The 15,673-nt window shown below is 49.3% G+C and carries 18 protein-coding genes; 16 read left to right on the top strand and 2 right to left on the bottom strand.

Annotation, left to right across the window (positions count from 1 at the left end):
• The 16 genes from ACD630_RS11215 to ACD630_RS11140 all read left to right on the top strand — a co-directional run bounded on the left by ACD630_RS11215 (window position 1) and on the right by ACD630_RS11140 (window position 13,788).
• Window positions 1-333: a hypothetical protein gene (locus tag ACD630_RS11215; RefSeq protein WP_430359993.1), complete on the top strand. Its 333-nt coding sequence runs from the start codon at window positions 1-3 to the stop codon at window positions 331-333.
• The gene (locus tag ACD630_RS11210) at window positions 330-2,648 is read left to right on the top strand and encodes a toprim domain-containing protein (RefSeq protein ID WP_430359103.1); all 2,319 of its coding nucleotides are present in this window, start codon (window positions 330-332) and stop codon (window positions 2,646-2,648) included. Before ACD630_RS11215 ends, ACD630_RS11210 begins: the two co-directional genes overlap by 4 nt.
• Before the next feature lie 395 nt (window positions 2,649-3,043).
• Window positions 3,044-3,397 (top strand): hypothetical protein, encoded by a 354-nt coding sequence (locus tag ACD630_RS11205; protein WP_430359102.1) that lies wholly within the window; start codon window positions 3,044-3,046, stop codon window positions 3,395-3,397.
• 276 nt (window positions 3,398-3,673) lie between these two features.
• Entirely contained in the window at window positions 3,674-4,069 is a 396-nt protein-coding gene (locus ACD630_RS11200; protein WP_430359101.1) for an antiterminator Q family protein, read from the top strand.
• A gap of 252 nt (window positions 4,070-4,321) precedes the next feature.
• The gene (locus ACD630_RS11195; protein WP_430359100.1) at window positions 4,322-5,491 is read left to right on the top strand and encodes a phage major capsid protein; all 1,170 of its coding nucleotides are present in this window, start codon (window positions 4,322-4,324) and stop codon (window positions 5,489-5,491) included.
• A 1-nt stretch (window position 5,492) separates the two neighbouring features.
• Window positions 5,493-6,044 (top strand): HK97 family phage prohead protease, encoded by a 552-nt coding sequence (locus ACD630_RS11190; protein WP_430359099.1) that lies wholly within the window; start codon window positions 5,493-5,495, stop codon window positions 6,042-6,044.
• Window positions 6,029-7,252 (top strand): phage portal protein, encoded by a 1,224-nt coding sequence (locus ACD630_RS11185; RefSeq protein ID WP_430359098.1) that lies wholly within the window; start codon window positions 6,029-6,031, stop codon window positions 7,250-7,252. Before ACD630_RS11190 ends, ACD630_RS11185 begins: the two co-directional genes overlap by 16 nt.
• Window positions 7,245-7,550 carry a head-tail connector protein gene (locus tag ACD630_RS11180; RefSeq protein ID WP_430359097.1) on the top strand — a complete coding sequence of 102 codons (306 nt, stop codon included), beginning with the start codon at window positions 7,245-7,247 and terminating at the stop codon, window positions 7,548-7,550. The genes ACD630_RS11185 and ACD630_RS11180 overlap by 8 nt, the downstream gene beginning before the upstream one ends.
• Window positions 7,550-7,990, top strand: coding sequence for an HNH endonuclease (locus tag ACD630_RS11175; protein ID WP_430359096.1), 441 nt, complete (start codon window positions 7,550-7,552; stop codon window positions 7,988-7,990). The genes ACD630_RS11180 and ACD630_RS11175 overlap by 1 nt, the downstream gene beginning before the upstream one ends.
• Before the next feature lie 9 nt (window positions 7,991-7,999).
• On the top strand, window positions 8,000-8,425 hold the full coding sequence (locus ACD630_RS11170; protein WP_430359095.1) for a phage head closure protein: 426 nt from the start codon (window positions 8,000-8,002) through the stop codon (window positions 8,423-8,425).
• A gap of 94 nt (window positions 8,426-8,519) precedes the next feature.
• Complete coding sequence (locus ACD630_RS11165) at window positions 8,520-8,897, top strand: phage terminase small subunit P27 family (protein ID WP_430359094.1); 378 nt, start codon at window positions 8,520-8,522, stop codon at window positions 8,895-8,897.
• 16 nt (window positions 8,898-8,913) lie between these two features.
• A complete protein-coding gene (locus ACD630_RS11160) occupies window positions 8,914-10,542 on the top strand; it encodes a terminase large subunit (RefSeq protein WP_430359093.1) in 1,629 nt (542 codons plus the stop codon).
• Between the two features lie 538 nt (window positions 10,543-11,080).
• Window positions 11,081-12,001 carry a baseplate J/gp47 family protein gene (locus ACD630_RS11155; protein WP_430359092.1) on the top strand — a complete coding sequence of 307 codons (921 nt, stop codon included), beginning with the start codon at window positions 11,081-11,083 and terminating at the stop codon, window positions 11,999-12,001.
• Window positions 12,002-12,006: 5 nt separating this feature from the next.
• Complete coding sequence (locus ACD630_RS11150; protein WP_430358824.1) at window positions 12,007-12,597, top strand: YmfQ family protein; 591 nt, start codon at window positions 12,007-12,009, stop codon at window positions 12,595-12,597.
• Window positions 12,584-13,606: a hypothetical protein gene (locus ACD630_RS11145; protein ID WP_430359091.1), complete on the top strand. Its 1,023-nt coding sequence runs from the start codon at window positions 12,584-12,586 to the stop codon at window positions 13,604-13,606. The genes ACD630_RS11150 and ACD630_RS11145 overlap by 14 nt, the downstream gene beginning before the upstream one ends.
• Window positions 13,607-13,653: 47 nt before the next feature.
• Window positions 13,654-13,788 carry a tail fiber assembly protein gene (locus tag ACD630_RS11140; protein WP_430359090.1) on the top strand — a complete coding sequence of 45 codons (135 nt, stop codon included), beginning with the start codon at window positions 13,654-13,656 and terminating at the stop codon, window positions 13,786-13,788.
• Here ACD630_RS11140 and ACD630_RS11135 read toward each other — a convergent pair.
• Both ACD630_RS11135 and ACD630_RS11130 read right to left on the bottom strand, forming a co-directional pair.
• Complete coding sequence (locus ACD630_RS11135; protein ID WP_430359089.1) at window positions 13,785-14,765, bottom strand: Rpn family recombination-promoting nuclease/putative transposase; 981 nt, start codon at window positions 14,763-14,765, stop codon at window positions 13,785-13,787. The two genes, ACD630_RS11140 and ACD630_RS11135, sit on opposite strands and share 4 nt — an antisense overlap.
• Window positions 14,766-15,327: 562 nt before the next feature.
• Entirely contained in the window at window positions 15,328-15,651 is a 324-nt protein-coding gene (locus tag ACD630_RS11130; RefSeq protein ID WP_430359088.1) for a hypothetical protein, read from the bottom strand.
• Window positions 15,652-15,673: the final 22 nt, after the last annotated feature.

Genomic DNA, 15,673 nt, shown 5'->3' with positions numbered 1-15,673 from the left:
CTGGTAACAAAAAACTTCCGCCTTAATGCGCTGGCTAACCAGTATTCGGCGGTGCTGTATGACCATCTGACCAAGACCAATGGTGGGGAGCACTTTGTGATTGAAACTATACCCCCCATTGAAGTTCAGATAGTTGGTGGGGTGAAAGGTGTCCGTGACCTCGTGGATAGCTATTTTCTGGAAGCCTTGCAGCAGAACTACAGGCTATGGGAGGACGCTGCCATACGGTTATTGGAAAAGTGCGTCACCGAGTACGGATTGACGGCCCCCGGTGCTGAAATCTGGCAGTCGATGCTGGCGGATATGACGTCAACGCTCGGAGGTGGGGTATGACCACTTTTGTCGATGATGTCCGCCTCAAGGCCAGCGGGCATTGGGACCCAATTCTGGAGCGCCTCGGTATATCAACCAACCGCAAGGAAAGCGAATGTCCTCACTGTGGTGGTAATACCCGCTACCGCTTCGATGATTTGGAGGGACGAGGAACCTATCTTTGTTCGCACTGTGGGGCGGGTACAGGGCTGGATTTGGTGATGAAGGTGTTCCAGTGCAGCGCTCCTGAAGCCGCTGGAAAGGTAGCTGAAGCTATGGCAATGCCGTTGCCGGAACCAAAACAAGCCAAAGAGAAGCCTCAAACGGATATCGCCGGGAAAGTTGCGGCGCTGGCTGCAAAAGCCTCTACGGGGCAGTCTGCTTACCTTGCATCAAAGGGGCTTCAATGCCCCTTCCCGATACTGTCCGATGGATCGCTGCTGCTGGTACTGAAAAACGGCGCTGGCGCGACGACAGGCGCACAGGTGATTAAGCCCGATGGCAGTAAACGGCTGGTAGCCGGAACGGTGAAGAAAGGCGCTTTCTGCAAGGTCAATTCCGTTGAATCGACAGAAACGGTGATTATCGCCGAAGGGCTGGCAACGGCGCTTTCGGTTCAGCAGTTCCGCCCTGATGCGACAATTATCGCAGCGGTTGACGCCGGGAACCTGCTGCCAGCTGCTCAGGTGATGCGACAGCGTTGCCCGGATGCGCAGATCATCATCGCCGCAGATAACGACATTAAGCCCGATGAGCGCAACACGGGTAAGGAGAAGGCTGAGAGCGCCGCTACGGCTGTCTCTGGTTGGGTAACGTTGCCGCCGACTGACCATAAGGCCGACTGGGATGACTACCGCCAAAAAAACGGGCTAGCCGCCACCACAGAAGCATTTACCAGCGGGTTGTATCAGCCAAAGGGTTCCAGTATGAAAGAAGCAACAATCACGGTGATTAGGAGTGGCAAAGAAGACCGCCGCCCGGAACTGAGTCAGATGGCGGCAAGTCAACGTGGGGAACTGCTGGCTGCGCGTTATGGTCAGGTTGCGGTAAATCCAGAGAGCAATACAGCGTATTGTTATGATGGGACTGTCTGGCAAAAAATAGCCGATACTGACTTACAGCGCGATATGGTGGCAATCTTTAATGCGTACCAGACACCCTACACACCGACAGGCATCAAAAATGCTGTTGAAGCGATGAAACTACAGGTTCCGGTTATGGGTACTCCATCTGATGATCTTATCGGGTTCAGTAATGGTGTTTACGATTTAAAGAACAAACAATTCAGGCAGCACAATGGCGAAGACTGGTTATATAACCATAATGGCGTTGAATATATGTTGCCTGTACCTGGTGAAAACCTGAAAGATAACGCGCCTAATTTTTATAAATGGCTTGCACATTCAGCCGCTGACGGTGTGAAAAAGATGGATGCGATATTGGCGGCGCTCTATATGGTGCTGGCGAATCGTTATGACTGGCAACTGTTTATTGAAATCACGGGTAAAGGAGGCAGCGGGAAAAGTATTTTTACCCGGATTGCGACACTGTTAGCGGGTGAGCACAACACGGTAAGCGCCAACATGAAATCACTGGATGATGTTGGCGGACGGGCGCAACTGGTCGGTAAACGATTCATCATACTGCCGGATCAGGTTAAGTATGTGGGAGAGGGCGCAGGCATTAAAGCCATTACAGGGGGCGATCTGGTTGAGATTAATCCGAAGTATGAAAAACGGTTTAGTACACAGATTAAAGCCGTTGTGATTGCAACCAACAACGACCCGATGATATTAACCGAACATCAAGGCGGTATTGCACGGCGGCGGGTGATCTTCCCGTTCAATGCGGTAGTGGGTGATAAAGATCCGCTGATGGCAGACAAAATAGCCACTGAACTTCCCGTTATTATTCGTCATCTGCTGGCTAAATTTGCCAGCCAGGAAGAACATGCCAAGACGCTACTAACCGAGCAACGCAATTCTCAGGAAGCGCTGGTAGTTAAAGCTGAAACCAATTCAGTCATAGCGATGTGCGCCTCGTTGTACTTTATGGAAAAGGCGTGTGGTCTGATGATGGGTGGAGGAAAATGCATCCGCTCAGAACCGAAAACCTATCTGTACCACCTGTATAAAGAATATCTGGAATATTACGGGCTGGGGAAACCTCTCAGTGTACAAAATTTTAGTAAGGCGATGACGGAGGCCGCGATGGAATTCGGACGGGAGTATAAAACCCGATGCATCAAAGGGGTGACGCAAACCAACGTTCAGTTAACAGATTTAGTGAATGCATTTCTGCCACACACTTATGGCAATAGCATTCCCAATGAATGACCCCCTCCACCTATAAAGAGTTTACCCATAATGCTCTCTACCTTCTCTACCTAAAACCTATTAAAGCCAGACAGGAGAAGGGTTTCAGTGAGGTAGAGAGCGAAAGATTTACTCTCTACCTGTTGTCTACCTCTCTCTACCCAGCCATTTCGATTAGGTAGAGAGGGGTAGGGAGGAGGTAGAATAGAAAAATGGGCGTTCTCTACCCCTCAAAGCCGCGCCACTTCTGGCTTGAGCCGTTTAGGTAGAGAGGTAGAGGGGGAAAAGCCAAAACTTTCTAGGGGTGGGGGGTAAGCACTGAGCGCATGACTTCGATGTTAACGTATTGGCCAAAAATTAACCACATTTGCCAGCGTGAAGGCTTTCTCTTGGCTGGCAATCAATAGGGATGGGAAATGAAAAGATTGATGGAAATTAAACGCCGTGTTGATGATATTGCCGAGGACCTAAATAAGATGTATCCACGGTATAGGCAAGATAAAGCTATTAGCGATAAGGTTAGTGGACTGAAAGAATATGCTCAATCTGCCCTTAAAGAGATTCAAGGACAACTTAAGCGCGGAGAGTTAACTGATTTTGAAAGGGGATTTGTGGAGCCTGCTATTTACAATGCCTATATGAAAGGGATCACAAAAATAAGAAAAGGGTCAAGACCAAGCCAAGAACTCTGTGATTTTATTTTTGAGACAGACAACACGATAGGTTACTGGTTATGTGAAATTGAAGCATTTAAAAATAAAGAAATATAAATTATTTATTCTCATATTTACCCATACTACCCCTGTCTCTGATGGGGGGTTATTATTTCCATGTATATCTTGAACAGTGGCACTCAGACGTGATGTCACTACCAAAGTAAATCTGACCCACTTTGTGATTAATCCTCAGCGTCAGACAGAAGTGATTTAACGACCTAACTTTTCTCTGCATTGGTTGTATAAAAAGATTGAGAACGCGCCGTGGAATATTAATAATAGATAACCATGTTAAAATACCCCATCCTCTTTTGACATTAAGGCCCTATTATGCGGGATATTCAGCTTGTGCTTGAAAGGTGGGGAGCGTGGGCAGCAGATGACCGCATTGATGGTAAATGGAAGACCGCGTCGGTATTCATGAAGGGTGTTATTCCCTCCACGAAAAAATCACTCCCCAGTTGCTGTGATGATGACGGTATAAAGATAGATGCGGCTATTAGACGGCTAAAGCATTACAACAGTTATTACCATCAACTGATTCACATGCACTATTTTAAACGCCAGCCACAGCGCGCCATTGCTAACCGTCTCGGTATCTCACGGACAACGCTCATCAAGCGGCTACAGCCTGCTGAGGGCTTTGTTGAAGGCTGTCTGGCAATGGTTGATATCACCCTTGAGAGGGATAAATCGGTACAAAAGGAGAATATTTACGAGCACTAAAGATAAAAACAACCGCCTCTGGATAAATAAATGCTTTTCATATTCGTTCGTGAGCATTTATTTTTACTCACTTTAAATGGTAGTGTCAGTGATTATATTTATTTCTGCATTCGGCAGGTGTAAAATATTTTCTGTTCTGACATAACTATATCCTTGCAATACTTTTTGTGGTAGCGGCGGTTATCTTTCTGACAGTAACCGCTGCACTTTTTTCTGGTGTTGCAGGTTTATTTCCAAACAAACAGAGATGCCATGAAAAAATTAATTGAATTGCGCCAGCAAAAAACGGCGATTGCTGAACAGATGCGAACCCTATTAACGCAATCTGAACAGGAAAAACGCAGCCTGAATGACGAAGAAGCGAAACAGTTTGATGAATTACGCTCACAGGCTGATTCCCTGAATACCGATATTGCCCGCTATGAATCTATTGCTGAAGAAACACGATCCAAGGCTGATATCACTCCCCCGGCGAGCCAGCCGCTCACCAATGAAGAATTACGCCACTACGTGATGACGGGCGATACTCGCTCCTTATCAACCAGCGTACCGGCTGATGGCGGCTACACAGTTATTCCTGAACTCGACAAACAGATTATGCGCCGCCTGACGGCTCATTCCGATATGCGCCAGATTTGTACGGTGAAGCGGGTTCACAGCAACGAATATAAAAAACTCGTCTCTGTTGGGGGCGCGGCGGTAGCTCACGGCGAAGAAGGTAAGAAACGTGGCGAAACCGCGTCTCCGAAGCTGGAAGAAGTCAGCATCAAGCTCTTCCCGGTATATGCCTATCCGAAGACCACACAGGAAATTATTGATTTTAGCGATGTTGATATTTTCTCTTGGCTGACCGAGGAGATCGCCGAAACCTTCACCGAGACGGAAGAAACGGATTTGGTTACAGGTGATGGCAGCAAGAAGGCAAAAGGTTTTCTGGCCTATCCCCGTGATGCCAAAGCCGACAAGGAACGGGCATTCGGCACACTGGAAAAGCGGGTAACTGCCGCAACTGCGCCAACGTCCGATGAGCTAATCGACCTGATATTCAAGCTCAAGAAGCAATACCGCAAAAACGCCGTATGGGTGATGAACTCCAATACCGCAGCCCTGCTGCAAAAGCTGAAGAACGGTAACGGTGATTACATCTGGCGCGACCGGATGCAAGCGGGCGACCCCGATATGCTGTTGGGCCACCCGGTACATTACCTCGAATACATGCCGGATGCCGCAGCGGGTAAGCCCGTGTTGGCGGTTGGTGACTTCAAGCGCGGCTACACCATCGTTGATCATGAGACCGGCACCCGTACCCGTCCAGATGCGATCACCGAGCCGGGCTTCTTCAAGCTGCACACCAGTAAATATCTGGGCGGCGGGCTGGTTGACTCCAACGCTATCAAGGTGCTGGAAATCAAGGGGGCATAAGATGGCCTCGACGGATATCGAAATCCGCACAGCCACCCTTACCCGGAAAGACCAAACGCTGACCGGGTATGCGGTGAAGTGGAATAGCCGTTCACATGTGCTGTTCGATGAATTCGTTGAACAGTTCGCCCCCTATGCCTTCCGTGAGCATCTGGCGGCGGGTCAGGATGTGTTGGCGCTGTGGGAGCATGACCCCAAAAGTCTATTGGGCAGAACGGCTTCCGGTACACTGGCCTTGCATGAAGATGAAACGGGGCTGCACTTCGCCCTGAATCCCCCGGATACGCAGCTAGGCCGGGATGTGCTGACGATGGTAGAGCGTGGTGACATTACTGGGATGAGCTTTGCTTTTCGCTCACTCAAGGATGCATGGGATACCGCCAGCCAGCCGTACGTAAGAACGGTTCACTCTGCCGAGCTACGGGAAATTACGATCACCAGCCTTCCCGCTTACCCGGAAAGTGCAGTGGAGATAGCCAAGAGGTCACTGAGTCAATCAGCTAAAAATTTAGCCGATGACCGCCGCCGCTGGCTGCAATGGGTGGAGGTGTGAACATGTGGCCTTTTCGAGCTAAAAGCGAAGCCCGCAGCCTGACGATAGATGAGTTCCTTTCTCTGGCGGGCATCCCTAACTCCGCCTCCGGGGAATATGTATCGCCGATAACCGCAGAATCGCTACCCGCCGTGATGAATGCCGTCACGGTGATTAGTGAAGCCGTGGCAGCGATGCCTTGTTACCTGTATCGGGTAACACACCACGACGGACAGGAAGCGCGGGAATGGCTTAGTGACCACCCGGTTGATTACCTGCTGAACGAAGCGCCTAACGATTGCCAGACGGCCTACCAGTTCAAGCGGACGCTGATGCGCCATTGTCTGCTGAACGGTAATGCCTATGCCGTCATTGAATGGGGGAAGGACGGACAACCCAAGAGTTTGCACCCTTACCCACCGCAAGCCGTTACGGTGAACCAGATTGGCGACCATCGTTACGCCTACACGGTGACAGAGCCATACAGCGGCAAATTGAGAACTTATCTGCAATATGAGGTGCTGCATCTCAGATACGCCACTGATGATGGCTTTATGGGCCGCTCACCGATTACCCAATGCAGAGAAACGCTAGGACTTGGCCTAGCCCAACAGCGCCACGGAGCCAGCATCATGAAAGATGGAATGATGGCGGCGGGAATTATCAAGTCTGGTGATTGGCTGGATGATGCAAAGGGAGCCAAGGCCCTTCGAGCCTTAGACCGTTATAAAGGTGCGAGGAATGCGGGTAAAACGCCGATCCTCGAAGGCAACATGCAGTACGAAAAACTGGGGATGAGTAATCAGGATGCGGAATGGCTCGCCTCTCGCCGCATGACGATTGAGGACGTAGGCAGAATGTTCAATGTGAGTCCTATCTTCCTGCAAGAGTACAGCAACAGCACCTACAGCAATTTTAGTGAAGCGAGCCGCGCTTTCCTGACCATGACGATCCGTCCGTGGCTGACCAACTTTGAGCAGCAAATTAAAGCGGCGCTACTGGTGGAGTCCAGCATACCCGGTGTGCGCTATCAGATGGAATTTGATTCTGCTGACCTGCTGCGCTCGAACCCGCAAGAACGATTCCAGAGCTACGAGACAGCGATTAAGTCCGGAGTGATGAATCCCAATGAAGCGCGTGAGCGTGAAGGGCTATCTCCTCGTGAAGGTGGCGATGAGTTTAGTCAGGCTTGGCGGCAGTCCATGGAGGTGAAAAACGCCTATGGATAAGTCGGAAATCGGGCTGGATGAGATTAAACAGCACTGCCGGATAGAGGCGGAGTTTCAGGACGATGACAGTTTGCTAACGGCTTACGCTGAGGCGGCGCTGGAAGTCTGTCAGAAACATATTGGCAAGCAGTTTGGCGATGAGATGGCATTCACTCCGGCGCTAAAAGTGGGATGCCTGTTGCTCATTGGCTTCTGGTATGAAAGCAGAGAAGCCGTGAGTGCTGGCGATAAATCTAACGAGTTACCGTTTACCACAAAGACACTGTGGAATTATTACCGTGACGTGGGAATTTATTAATGCCGTATCAACCATTAAGGCGATGTACAGAGCCGGGATGCTTTAAGCGTGTGAAGTCCGGCAAGTGTGAACTGCATAAGCGGGCAGCTAACCGCCGACTGGATAAGCGCCGGGGAACTCATACCCAACGCGGCTATTCCAGCCAATGGGCAAAGTATCGCCTGATGTATCTCAATGAGCATCCGCTGTGTGTGATGTGTGAGAGCAAAGGGATCTATACCCCTGCCAAGGTTGTAGACCACATCATCCCGATTGATGGCGATAAGGATGTTCTGTTCTGGTGGCAAGAAAATCATCAAAGCCTCTGCATGAGTTGCCACTCTCGCAAAACGATAACGAAAGATCCGCTCACCAAGGAGCAGCGCAAGGCGGGCATGTTCCGCGAGCAGGAAGAGAAAGCGGCGCACCGTTGGGACTGGATATACGAGATTGATATTTAAGGGGAAGGGATGAGCAGGTCATTTGATATTAATGCGAGATACCGTTTCCCTGATATCGGGGAGCTCAATAAACGAGTGTTGTTTCGCAAACACCGCGATGAGCCAACGGGTGAAGCAGAGTTAAAAGATGTCTATACAGATGAGTACACAACATGGGGAAAGGTATCACCGGTAGGCGAAACTATCCGCATTGGTTCAGTACAAATCAATGACGTTATTACACATCGAGTTATCGTGCGCTACAGGAAGCAACTTTACAAGAGTAATCAGATAGTTGTTGATGATTGTATCTATAACATCAAAGGGGTAATTGATGTCAACTCAGCCAGGCGCTTTCTGGCGTTCTCATGTGAAGAGCAATCGGAAGAGAAAGTTAACAGGCGAAAATTTGGCGGTTTTGGTTATCAAAATGATGGGGTGGGGGCGTTTGAATGACGAATGGCTACCCCTGCCGGGACCGCCCGCCTCCTCAAATTTTTATGCGCGGCAATTTTTTGAAATGCAGAAATTTTATAGGAAACAGTAAGTTATGAAAAGATCACCTAAAGCACCTGACTACCTCGACGAGATAGCCGCTACAGAGTGGAAAGCCAAAGCAAAATTCATGGCAGAACGAGGAGATTTGAACCCGGCTGACTGGAACAGTCTTGAGTTATATTGCGTCAACTATTCCATTTACCGTAAAGCGATAGCGGACATTGCTGAGCGTGGTTTTTCGGTTGAAGGCAGCCGTGGCGCGGAGTCCCGCAATCCGTCGTTGGCAGCAAAGGCCGATGCCGAACGCATCATGATAAAAATGGCCTCCCTGCTGGGCTTTGACCCCGTATCCCGCCGCCGCAATCCGGTAGAGACTGAAGAAGAAGATGACATTGAGAAATTATTGAATGCCAGAAAATGCATGGCATAAATACGCTGAGGGGGTCATGAATGGCAATATTCCCGCCTGTAAACGCCTTAAAGAGGCTGCTGAAAGGTACTTTAAGGACCTGCGTAACCCCCTTTACCGCTTCGATACAGAGTCTGTAGCGCGCTTTATCGCGTTTGCCACCCTTTGCCCCCATGTCAAAGGACCGCTTCGAGGCCAACCGATTCATCTTGCGCCGTGGCAGCAATTCGCCCTCGCCAATATTATTGGTTTCAAGGATGCGGAAACAGGCAGGAGGAAATACCGCAGTGCCTACATTCAAGTACCGCGCAAAAACGCTAAATCAACACTGGCGGCGATCTTGGCTAACTACTTTCTCGTCATGGAGCAGGGGCAGCACGATATCTACACGGCAGCGGTAAGTCGAGACCAGGCACGAATTGTGTTTGACGATGCCCGCCAGATGAGTTTGATTTCTCCCGCGCTAAGAAAGCGGCTAACCATTCAGCAACACAAGATGATTTACCCCAAATCCCACAGCTTGCTAAAGCCGCTGGCGGCGAAAGCGTCCACCATCGAAGGGACAAACCCAAGCCTCGCCATAGTGGATGAATATCACCTACACCCAGATAACGCCGTGTACTCCGCACTTGAGCTTGGCATGGGCGCACGTCCCGAGGGGCTGCTGTTCGCTATCACCACAGCCGGAAGCAATGTGGTTTCCGCTTGTAAGCAGCATTACGACTACTGTTGCCAGATATTGGCGGGCGAAGAAACGAATGAGTCCCTGTTTGCGCTGATTTATGAACTCGACGACGAAAACGAAGTGGACGATCCCGATCAATGGATAAAGGCCAATCCCAACCTGAACGTATCCGTCGATCAGGCGGCACTGGTTGATACGATTCAGAAGGCGCGGGGCATTCCTTCGCAGTGGGTGGAGATGCTGACCAAACGCTTTAACCTCTGGTGTCAGGGGGCGACTCCATGGATGGGAACGGGCGCATGGGACGCCTGTAAAACTGACTACAGCGAGGAAGATCTCAACGGGAGGGATTGCTATGCCGGGCTGGATTTGTCGTCTACAGGCGATATCACCAGCGTCTGCTACGCCTTCCCCGGTGAAAATGACATATTGCTACTCACTCGTCACTACCTGCCAGAGGCACAGCTTGAGAACGTCGCCAACAAGAACCGGGCTATCTATCGCCAGTGGGCCAAAGCTGGCTGGATACGCACCACGAAGGGGGATTGCATCGACTATGACCGCATCCGGGATGACATTCTCAAGGACAGTGAACGATTCACTATCCGGCTGATTGGCTTTGATACATGGAACGCTACCCACCTGAGAACCCAGCTACAGGGCGCGGGACTGGATGTAGAGCCGTTCCCGCAAACCTATATGCGGTTCAGTCCGGTGGCCAAGTCTGCCGAGGTATTTGTTAACCGCCAGATTATCCGGCACAACGGCGATCCGGTGCTGGCATGGGCGATGGGTAACGTGGTGATGGAGAGTGACGCCAACGCCAATATCAAGCCGAACAAGAAGAAGTCCGCCAACAAGATTGACCCTGCGATCGCGTTCCTGATGGCGTTCGGTACGCTCCAGGCCGAGCATGAAGAGTTCGCCTACTCCTTGAGTGATGACCAGAAGCAACGACTTGCAGAATTCAGCGGGGTGTGAAGTGCTTAAACTACGGGAAAATCCCGGGGTTTATACCGGTGCAACGATTATTGCATCGCCGATAGGGATTTGAAATCCGCATGGGGGTGTGCCCAGATAACCTGTTGAATATCAATGACGATTTCGGATTTGTGCAGCGACCTAAGCGTGTGACTTAAAGTCACGTGGTTCAGAACTACGAAAGTTTTGTAGTGCAGAAAATAACCAACCCTCTTTAAGAGAGGAGCCTGTCCTCAACCGCGTCGCTAAAAGATACGTGGTTCATCCTTACCTGCCTGCTTTGTCAAAGCCTCTTCTCTGGCTGGCCTACCTAAGCGTCATATCTCCCCGGCATCCATGTCATCGCCGATGTGCCAGACATCTCCCTATTTCGATTTTTTCCCTCTCCCTGACTGATTTAGGCATTCAGATTCGTTCACTTTTCTGCATATTTGTTCAGGCAATTTTGGATAACACCATGTATAACATTATTGTGATTTTTGGCTTTTATATTAGTTAACTTTATGTTTTTAGTGTTTTTATTTTAGAAAATCACACCTTGTACGGCTATATCGATTATTTAGCGCGTAATATCTTGCCGGATTTAGCCGATGAAGACTGGTTGACCCGACATGGAAATATCAAGCGTTGTCCACGAAAAGGGGCCACCAAGGCGAGCGGATTTGTTCGGTGGGAGGGGGTACAACATGCCATATCGATGCCCGCTGACACTGAAATACACCGTGATGATGGTCAAATATACACCACAACGGCCCCAACAACATCCGCAAAGGGTGTACTTCGCGTGCCGATCATTGCAAAAAGCCGCGGTCAGGCGGGTAATTGCGAAGACGGTATCGCACTGCGTCTGGCAACCCCGATAACGGGACTGTCGTCTACCGGCTATGCCGATAACATCAGGACAGGCACCGATATTGAAGCGCTGGATAGCTGGCGACAACGCATCATGGCGCGCTGGTACGATACGCCGCAAGGGGGGGCGGATAGTGATTATGTTCGCTGGGCGAAAGAAGTCCTGGGAATAAGTCGGGCATGGACACATCGACACAAGAACGGTATCGGCACAGTTGGGGTCATGGTTGCCAGTGATGATGTAGACCATCCGGCCCCCACACAGGAAATATTAACTAAAGTCAAAGCGCACATCTTACCGCTTGCCCCCGTTGCCGGAAGTGGCTTAACGGTATTTCCCGTCACGGCAAAAACCGTTCTCATCTCGATAGCCTTATCAACCGATACGCCAGACATTCGGGCGGCAGTTATTGCTGAAATCAAAGCGTTCTTACATCGAGAAGGAGAACCCGGCAGCCAGCTTTTTCTCTCAAGGCTCGCTGAAGTGATTAGTCTTGCTACAGGTGAAGTCGCTCATCGCCTGATTGCGCCAACGGCAGACATTGAATTAACCCAGACGGAAGTACCGGTATTGGGTGAGCTCACGTGGGCAAAATATAAGGAATGAGCGTAATGAGTCAACTCGACGAGGAATACACACAGCTACTGCAATCGCTGTTACCGCCGGGGCCTGCATGGGATAAAGAAGATCCGCTCATTAAAGGGCTGGCACCGTCACTGGCACAGGCTCATCAACACGCCGATAGCCTGATGATTGAAATTAACCCGGCCCAATCGGTTGAATTAATTAATCGCTACGAAAAATTATGCGGGTTGCCGGACAAATGCCTGGCAAATAGACAGCAGACGACAGGAGAACGGCAACAAGTCCTTGATGCCAAGGTGAATACGGTGGGTGGTATAAGCGAAGCATTCTTTAAAAAGCAGTTAGAAATATTGGGTTATCCCACGGCAACAATAGAACAATTTCAACATCTTGACAGTACACCCGATCCGTCTTGGGGGGACAAGTGGCGCTACTACTGGCGAGTGAATATTCCTGCGCAAGCGAATGTCCGCTGGATGACCTGCATCAGTGATTGCCCCTCACCTATTCGCACGTGGGGAGACAGCGCCGTTGAATGCGTTATCAGACGCCAGTGTCCCTCCCATACCCACGTCATTTTTGCTTACCCAGAAGGAGCACGAGATGCATCGCATTGATACGCCGACGGCACAAAAAGATAAATTTGGTCAGGGGAAAAACGGGTTTACCAACGGCGATCCGACAACAGGAACACCGTCAACCCATTTGAACAGTGACATTTTTGATGCGCTACAGGAAGAGCCTTGCACGGTCATTGAGAAATCGGGCATTAAACTCGATAAAAACAGGCATGATCAGCTTTATGAAGCGATAAAAAAGTTAGCGAGTGATGCCGTTGATAAAGCAAAAGCAGAGTTGATTGGATCATTAAGACAAAAATTAACAAAAAATGAAAATGGCACTGACATCCCCGATAAAAATCAATTTGTGAAGAACCTCGGTTTAACGGAAACGGTAGATTGTGCAAAAAACGCACTGGATAAACGTACTGGCGGAACGGTCAATGGCAACATTATTTCACAGGGTGGCCAAATCGGACTGAAGGGGGATAACCGTAAGCATTTTATTCTCGCGAATGCTGATGGTAAAGTGTGCGCCTATATCTGGAAAGACAAGGGCGGTGATGGAATACACATCAATAACGGTATTGATGGCGGCGGCGATTATATTTTTCATAAAGATGGCGGTTTTCGTGCCCCTTCTTCCGTGTATGCCGGGGCGGCAAGAATGGCCGCTGACGGCAATATTCTCGGCAGCAAATGGGGTAATCAGTGGCTGGATGTTTACCTGAAAAAGACCTTCCAGCCCAAAAAAACCGGTGTAGTCGATATCGTAGAAACGGGGTCTGGTACAGGGTATTACTGGCGAAAATTTTCGGACGGGAAGATAGAAATTTTTGGGCGTCTGGATTCAACATATGGTGCGCCGCTTGATGTTGTTTTCCCGAAAGTATTTACCGAAATCCCGTTTCTTTTTGTGAAAGAAAATGGCGACCCCAAAATTAACGGCTGGGTGATGAGAGCCAGAAATTTGTCAAAAACAGGGTTTTCAGTGCAGTGGAATCTGTGGAGTGATTCCGGGCGGGGGCGTGCAATGGAGGTTTGCTATCATGCCATTGGGGGGTGAGAGAGTGCCTCCACCGCTATTGCCCCCCTTCAGGAGTAGACCCCGATATGGCCACGGAGGCAGAAAAGGCCCAGCTTGTCGCGTGGAAGAAATACCGTGTACTGCTAAACCAGGTGGATATCAGCACAGCGCCGGCTATCATCTTGCCGGAAGCGCCCGAAGGTGAAAAAACGGGGAATTAGCGTCGGTCGTCGAACAGAGTGGCCAGTTCATCATCGGACAGGCCGGTCGACATTTTGACGATGGTGCGTTCAACACCGTTGGCGATAAGTTGCCTTGCAATGTTGAGCGAGGCGCTATGCTCGCCTTCCTGGCGACCTTCCTGGCGACCTTCCTGGCGACCTTCCTGGCGACCTTCCTGGCGACCAAGAAGTATTCCTTTTTCAATGCCGCGTTGTTCACCTTTGGCTTCAAGCTGTTCTGCGATAGTCATCACGTCCTCCCGGTAATCCGTGGTTTTGGTGGCGATCCCCTGCAAGAACTGCTCGGCGTTCGAGGTATTGCCACGTTCGAGAATATAATACATCAAGCCCCGGAACTGCTCTTTGGGCACTGCCCATTGCTCAAGCAGACAGGCCAGCTCGTTAACCAGTTCCAGCATATCCCGTGTACGAATATGTTTCTGCACCAGCTCCAGCAGCGCTACCCGCCTATGCGTCAGGATTTCGTCATCCGGTATTGCGGTAATATCGACCAGCGGGAATGCCTGTGTATAGACTGATTCTGCCAGTTCAGGGTCAGCAAAGCAATCGAGCCATTGGGTGCTGTAGGGGTAGGGCGACGTGGTGCCGTGGTAGAACAGGAGCGGGATGACCACGGGCAAGGTCTCGTTGCCTTGCTCCAGGTGCCGCTGCATGGCTGCCATGCTATAACGCATTAAACGCCACGCCATCAACTTCTCGGGCCTACTCTGGTGCTCGATCAATGTGTAGATATAGCCTTTCCCCGTTTTTGTCTGCACGGAATAGAGCATATCCGAACACTGGGTGCGCAGGTCGTCTTCGATAAAACTGCCCGACTCCATTGCCAGCGTACTGAAATCGCAGCGTTCCCGTAGATGAGGCGGCAAATGGATTTCCAGAAAGTCTCGGGCGACCGTGATATCGCCGAGGAACTTTTTGAACAGGGAGTCATGTTGGGAGAGTGAGGATGTTGTCATTGGCGCAGTATACCTTGCTCAGGTTACGGTATGCCATCGGGATTTCCAGCTCGGGGTGAATGTGATTTTTCACGTCTAAGGAAGGGAGTCTGCAAGTCGAAATGGACGGTAACGTATTGATAAAAATGTCGTGTATTGTCGTGCTTTGTTGTTTTTTGTCGCCTATTTTTTGAGCACAAAAATAACATAAGCATATGATAAATATCATTTTATAACTTTAGAGCTTCGCTGATGCTCCATCACCAGCTATCACCCTTTACAGCCACTTATTAGCTAATATCGGAGCTTCAAACGAACAGTTAATCTTTTAAAGTGAATTACTTATCATATTTAATAATATCTCTGGAAATTTTTATTTTTTTATAAAATGTTGCTTGCTTTATTCCATCAAGTGATATATTTCTCTCCTAGCATAACGAAACAATATCATTATAAATCACACTTAGATCTTTATAGTTAGCTTTCCCATGCTCACTCAAAAGCTCTACCAGCAATGCAATTAGTTTCCAACTATTATTTTCCTGTATTGCCCTCTAGCATTATTTCGAATTCTTTTCCCTATTTAATATAACTCACAACCACCTAGCTTTGTTAAAATATTAGCCCAATCTTTATTTTTAACCTGCTGTTGTAAAGCAACATAAATCCTTTCTTTAACTTCAACAGGAACAATCCCTTCTCGCTGAAAAATATAAGCTGCCGTTAATGCTAAATCTGCTTCTACTCTTTTTTTTGCACTTGCATTTTTATACTCATCAAATAACTGTAGGTTTCTTGTTATAGCAGATCTTAACTTATGAACATTTTTTAACTGCTCAGTCGATAACTCTTTTTCGTTAATATCATAATCAAAGCCATACATTACCAGTGCAACTTCATGCGGCATAAGATATAGCTAAACGACTTAA

It is taken from the genome of Symbiopectobacterium sp. RP (genome assembly GCF_050472005.1).
GTDB lineage: Bacteria > Pseudomonadota > Gammaproteobacteria > Enterobacterales > Enterobacteriaceae > Symbiopectobacterium.
This window is presented reverse-complemented; position numbering and strand designations above follow the sequence as displayed.

What these genes read in the sequence shown, in the direction of transcription:
- ACD630_RS11210 (WP_430359103.1), top strand. Translation starts at nt 330, where the DNA reads ATGACCACTTTTGTCGATGATGTCCGCCTCAAGGCCAGCGGGCATTGG.
- ACD630_RS11205 (WP_430359102.1), top strand. Translation starts at nt 3,044, where the DNA reads ATGAAAAGATTGATGGAAATTAAACGCCGTGTTGATGATATTGCCGAG.
- ACD630_RS11200 (WP_430359101.1), top strand. Translation starts at nt 3,674, where the DNA reads ATGCGGGATATTCAGCTTGTGCTTGAAAGGTGGGGAGCGTGGGCAGCA.
- ACD630_RS11195 (WP_430359100.1), top strand. Translation starts at nt 4,322, where the DNA reads ATGAAAAAATTAATTGAATTGCGCCAGCAAAAAACGGCGATTGCTGAA.
- ACD630_RS11190 (WP_430359099.1), top strand. Translation starts at nt 5,493, where the DNA reads ATGGCCTCGACGGATATCGAAATCCGCACAGCCACCCTTACCCGGAAA.
- ACD630_RS11185 (WP_430359098.1), top strand. Translation starts at nt 6,029, where the DNA reads ATGGGTGGAGGTGTGAACATGTGGCCTTTTCGAGCTAAAAGCGAAGCC.
- ACD630_RS11180 (WP_430359097.1), top strand. Translation starts at nt 7,245, where the DNA reads ATGGATAAGTCGGAAATCGGGCTGGATGAGATTAAACAGCACTGCCGG.
- ACD630_RS11175 (WP_430359096.1), top strand. Translation starts at nt 7,550, where the DNA reads ATGCCGTATCAACCATTAAGGCGATGTACAGAGCCGGGATGCTTTAAG.
- ACD630_RS11170 (WP_430359095.1), top strand. Translation starts at nt 8,000, where the DNA reads ATGAGCAGGTCATTTGATATTAATGCGAGATACCGTTTCCCTGATATC.
- ACD630_RS11165 (WP_430359094.1), top strand. Translation starts at nt 8,520, where the DNA reads ATGAAAAGATCACCTAAAGCACCTGACTACCTCGACGAGATAGCCGCT.
- ACD630_RS11160 (WP_430359093.1), top strand. Translation starts at nt 8,914, where the DNA reads ATGAATGGCAATATTCCCGCCTGTAAACGCCTTAAAGAGGCTGCTGAA.
- ACD630_RS11150 (WP_430358824.1), top strand. Translation starts at nt 12,007, where the DNA reads ATGAGTCAACTCGACGAGGAATACACACAGCTACTGCAATCGCTGTTA.
- ACD630_RS11145 (WP_430359091.1), top strand. Translation starts at nt 12,584, where the DNA reads ATGCATCGCATTGATACGCCGACGGCACAAAAAGATAAATTTGGTCAG.
- ACD630_RS11140 (WP_430359090.1), top strand. Translation starts at nt 13,654, where the DNA reads ATGGCCACGGAGGCAGAAAAGGCCCAGCTTGTCGCGTGGAAGAAATAC.
- ACD630_RS11135 (WP_430359089.1), bottom strand. Translation starts at nt 14,765, where the DNA reads ATGACAACATCCTCACTCTCCCAACATGACTCCCTGTTCAAAAAGTTC.
- ACD630_RS11130 (WP_430359088.1), bottom strand. Translation starts at nt 15,651, where the DNA reads ATGCCGCATGAAGTTGCACTGGTAATGTATGGCTTTGATTATGATATT.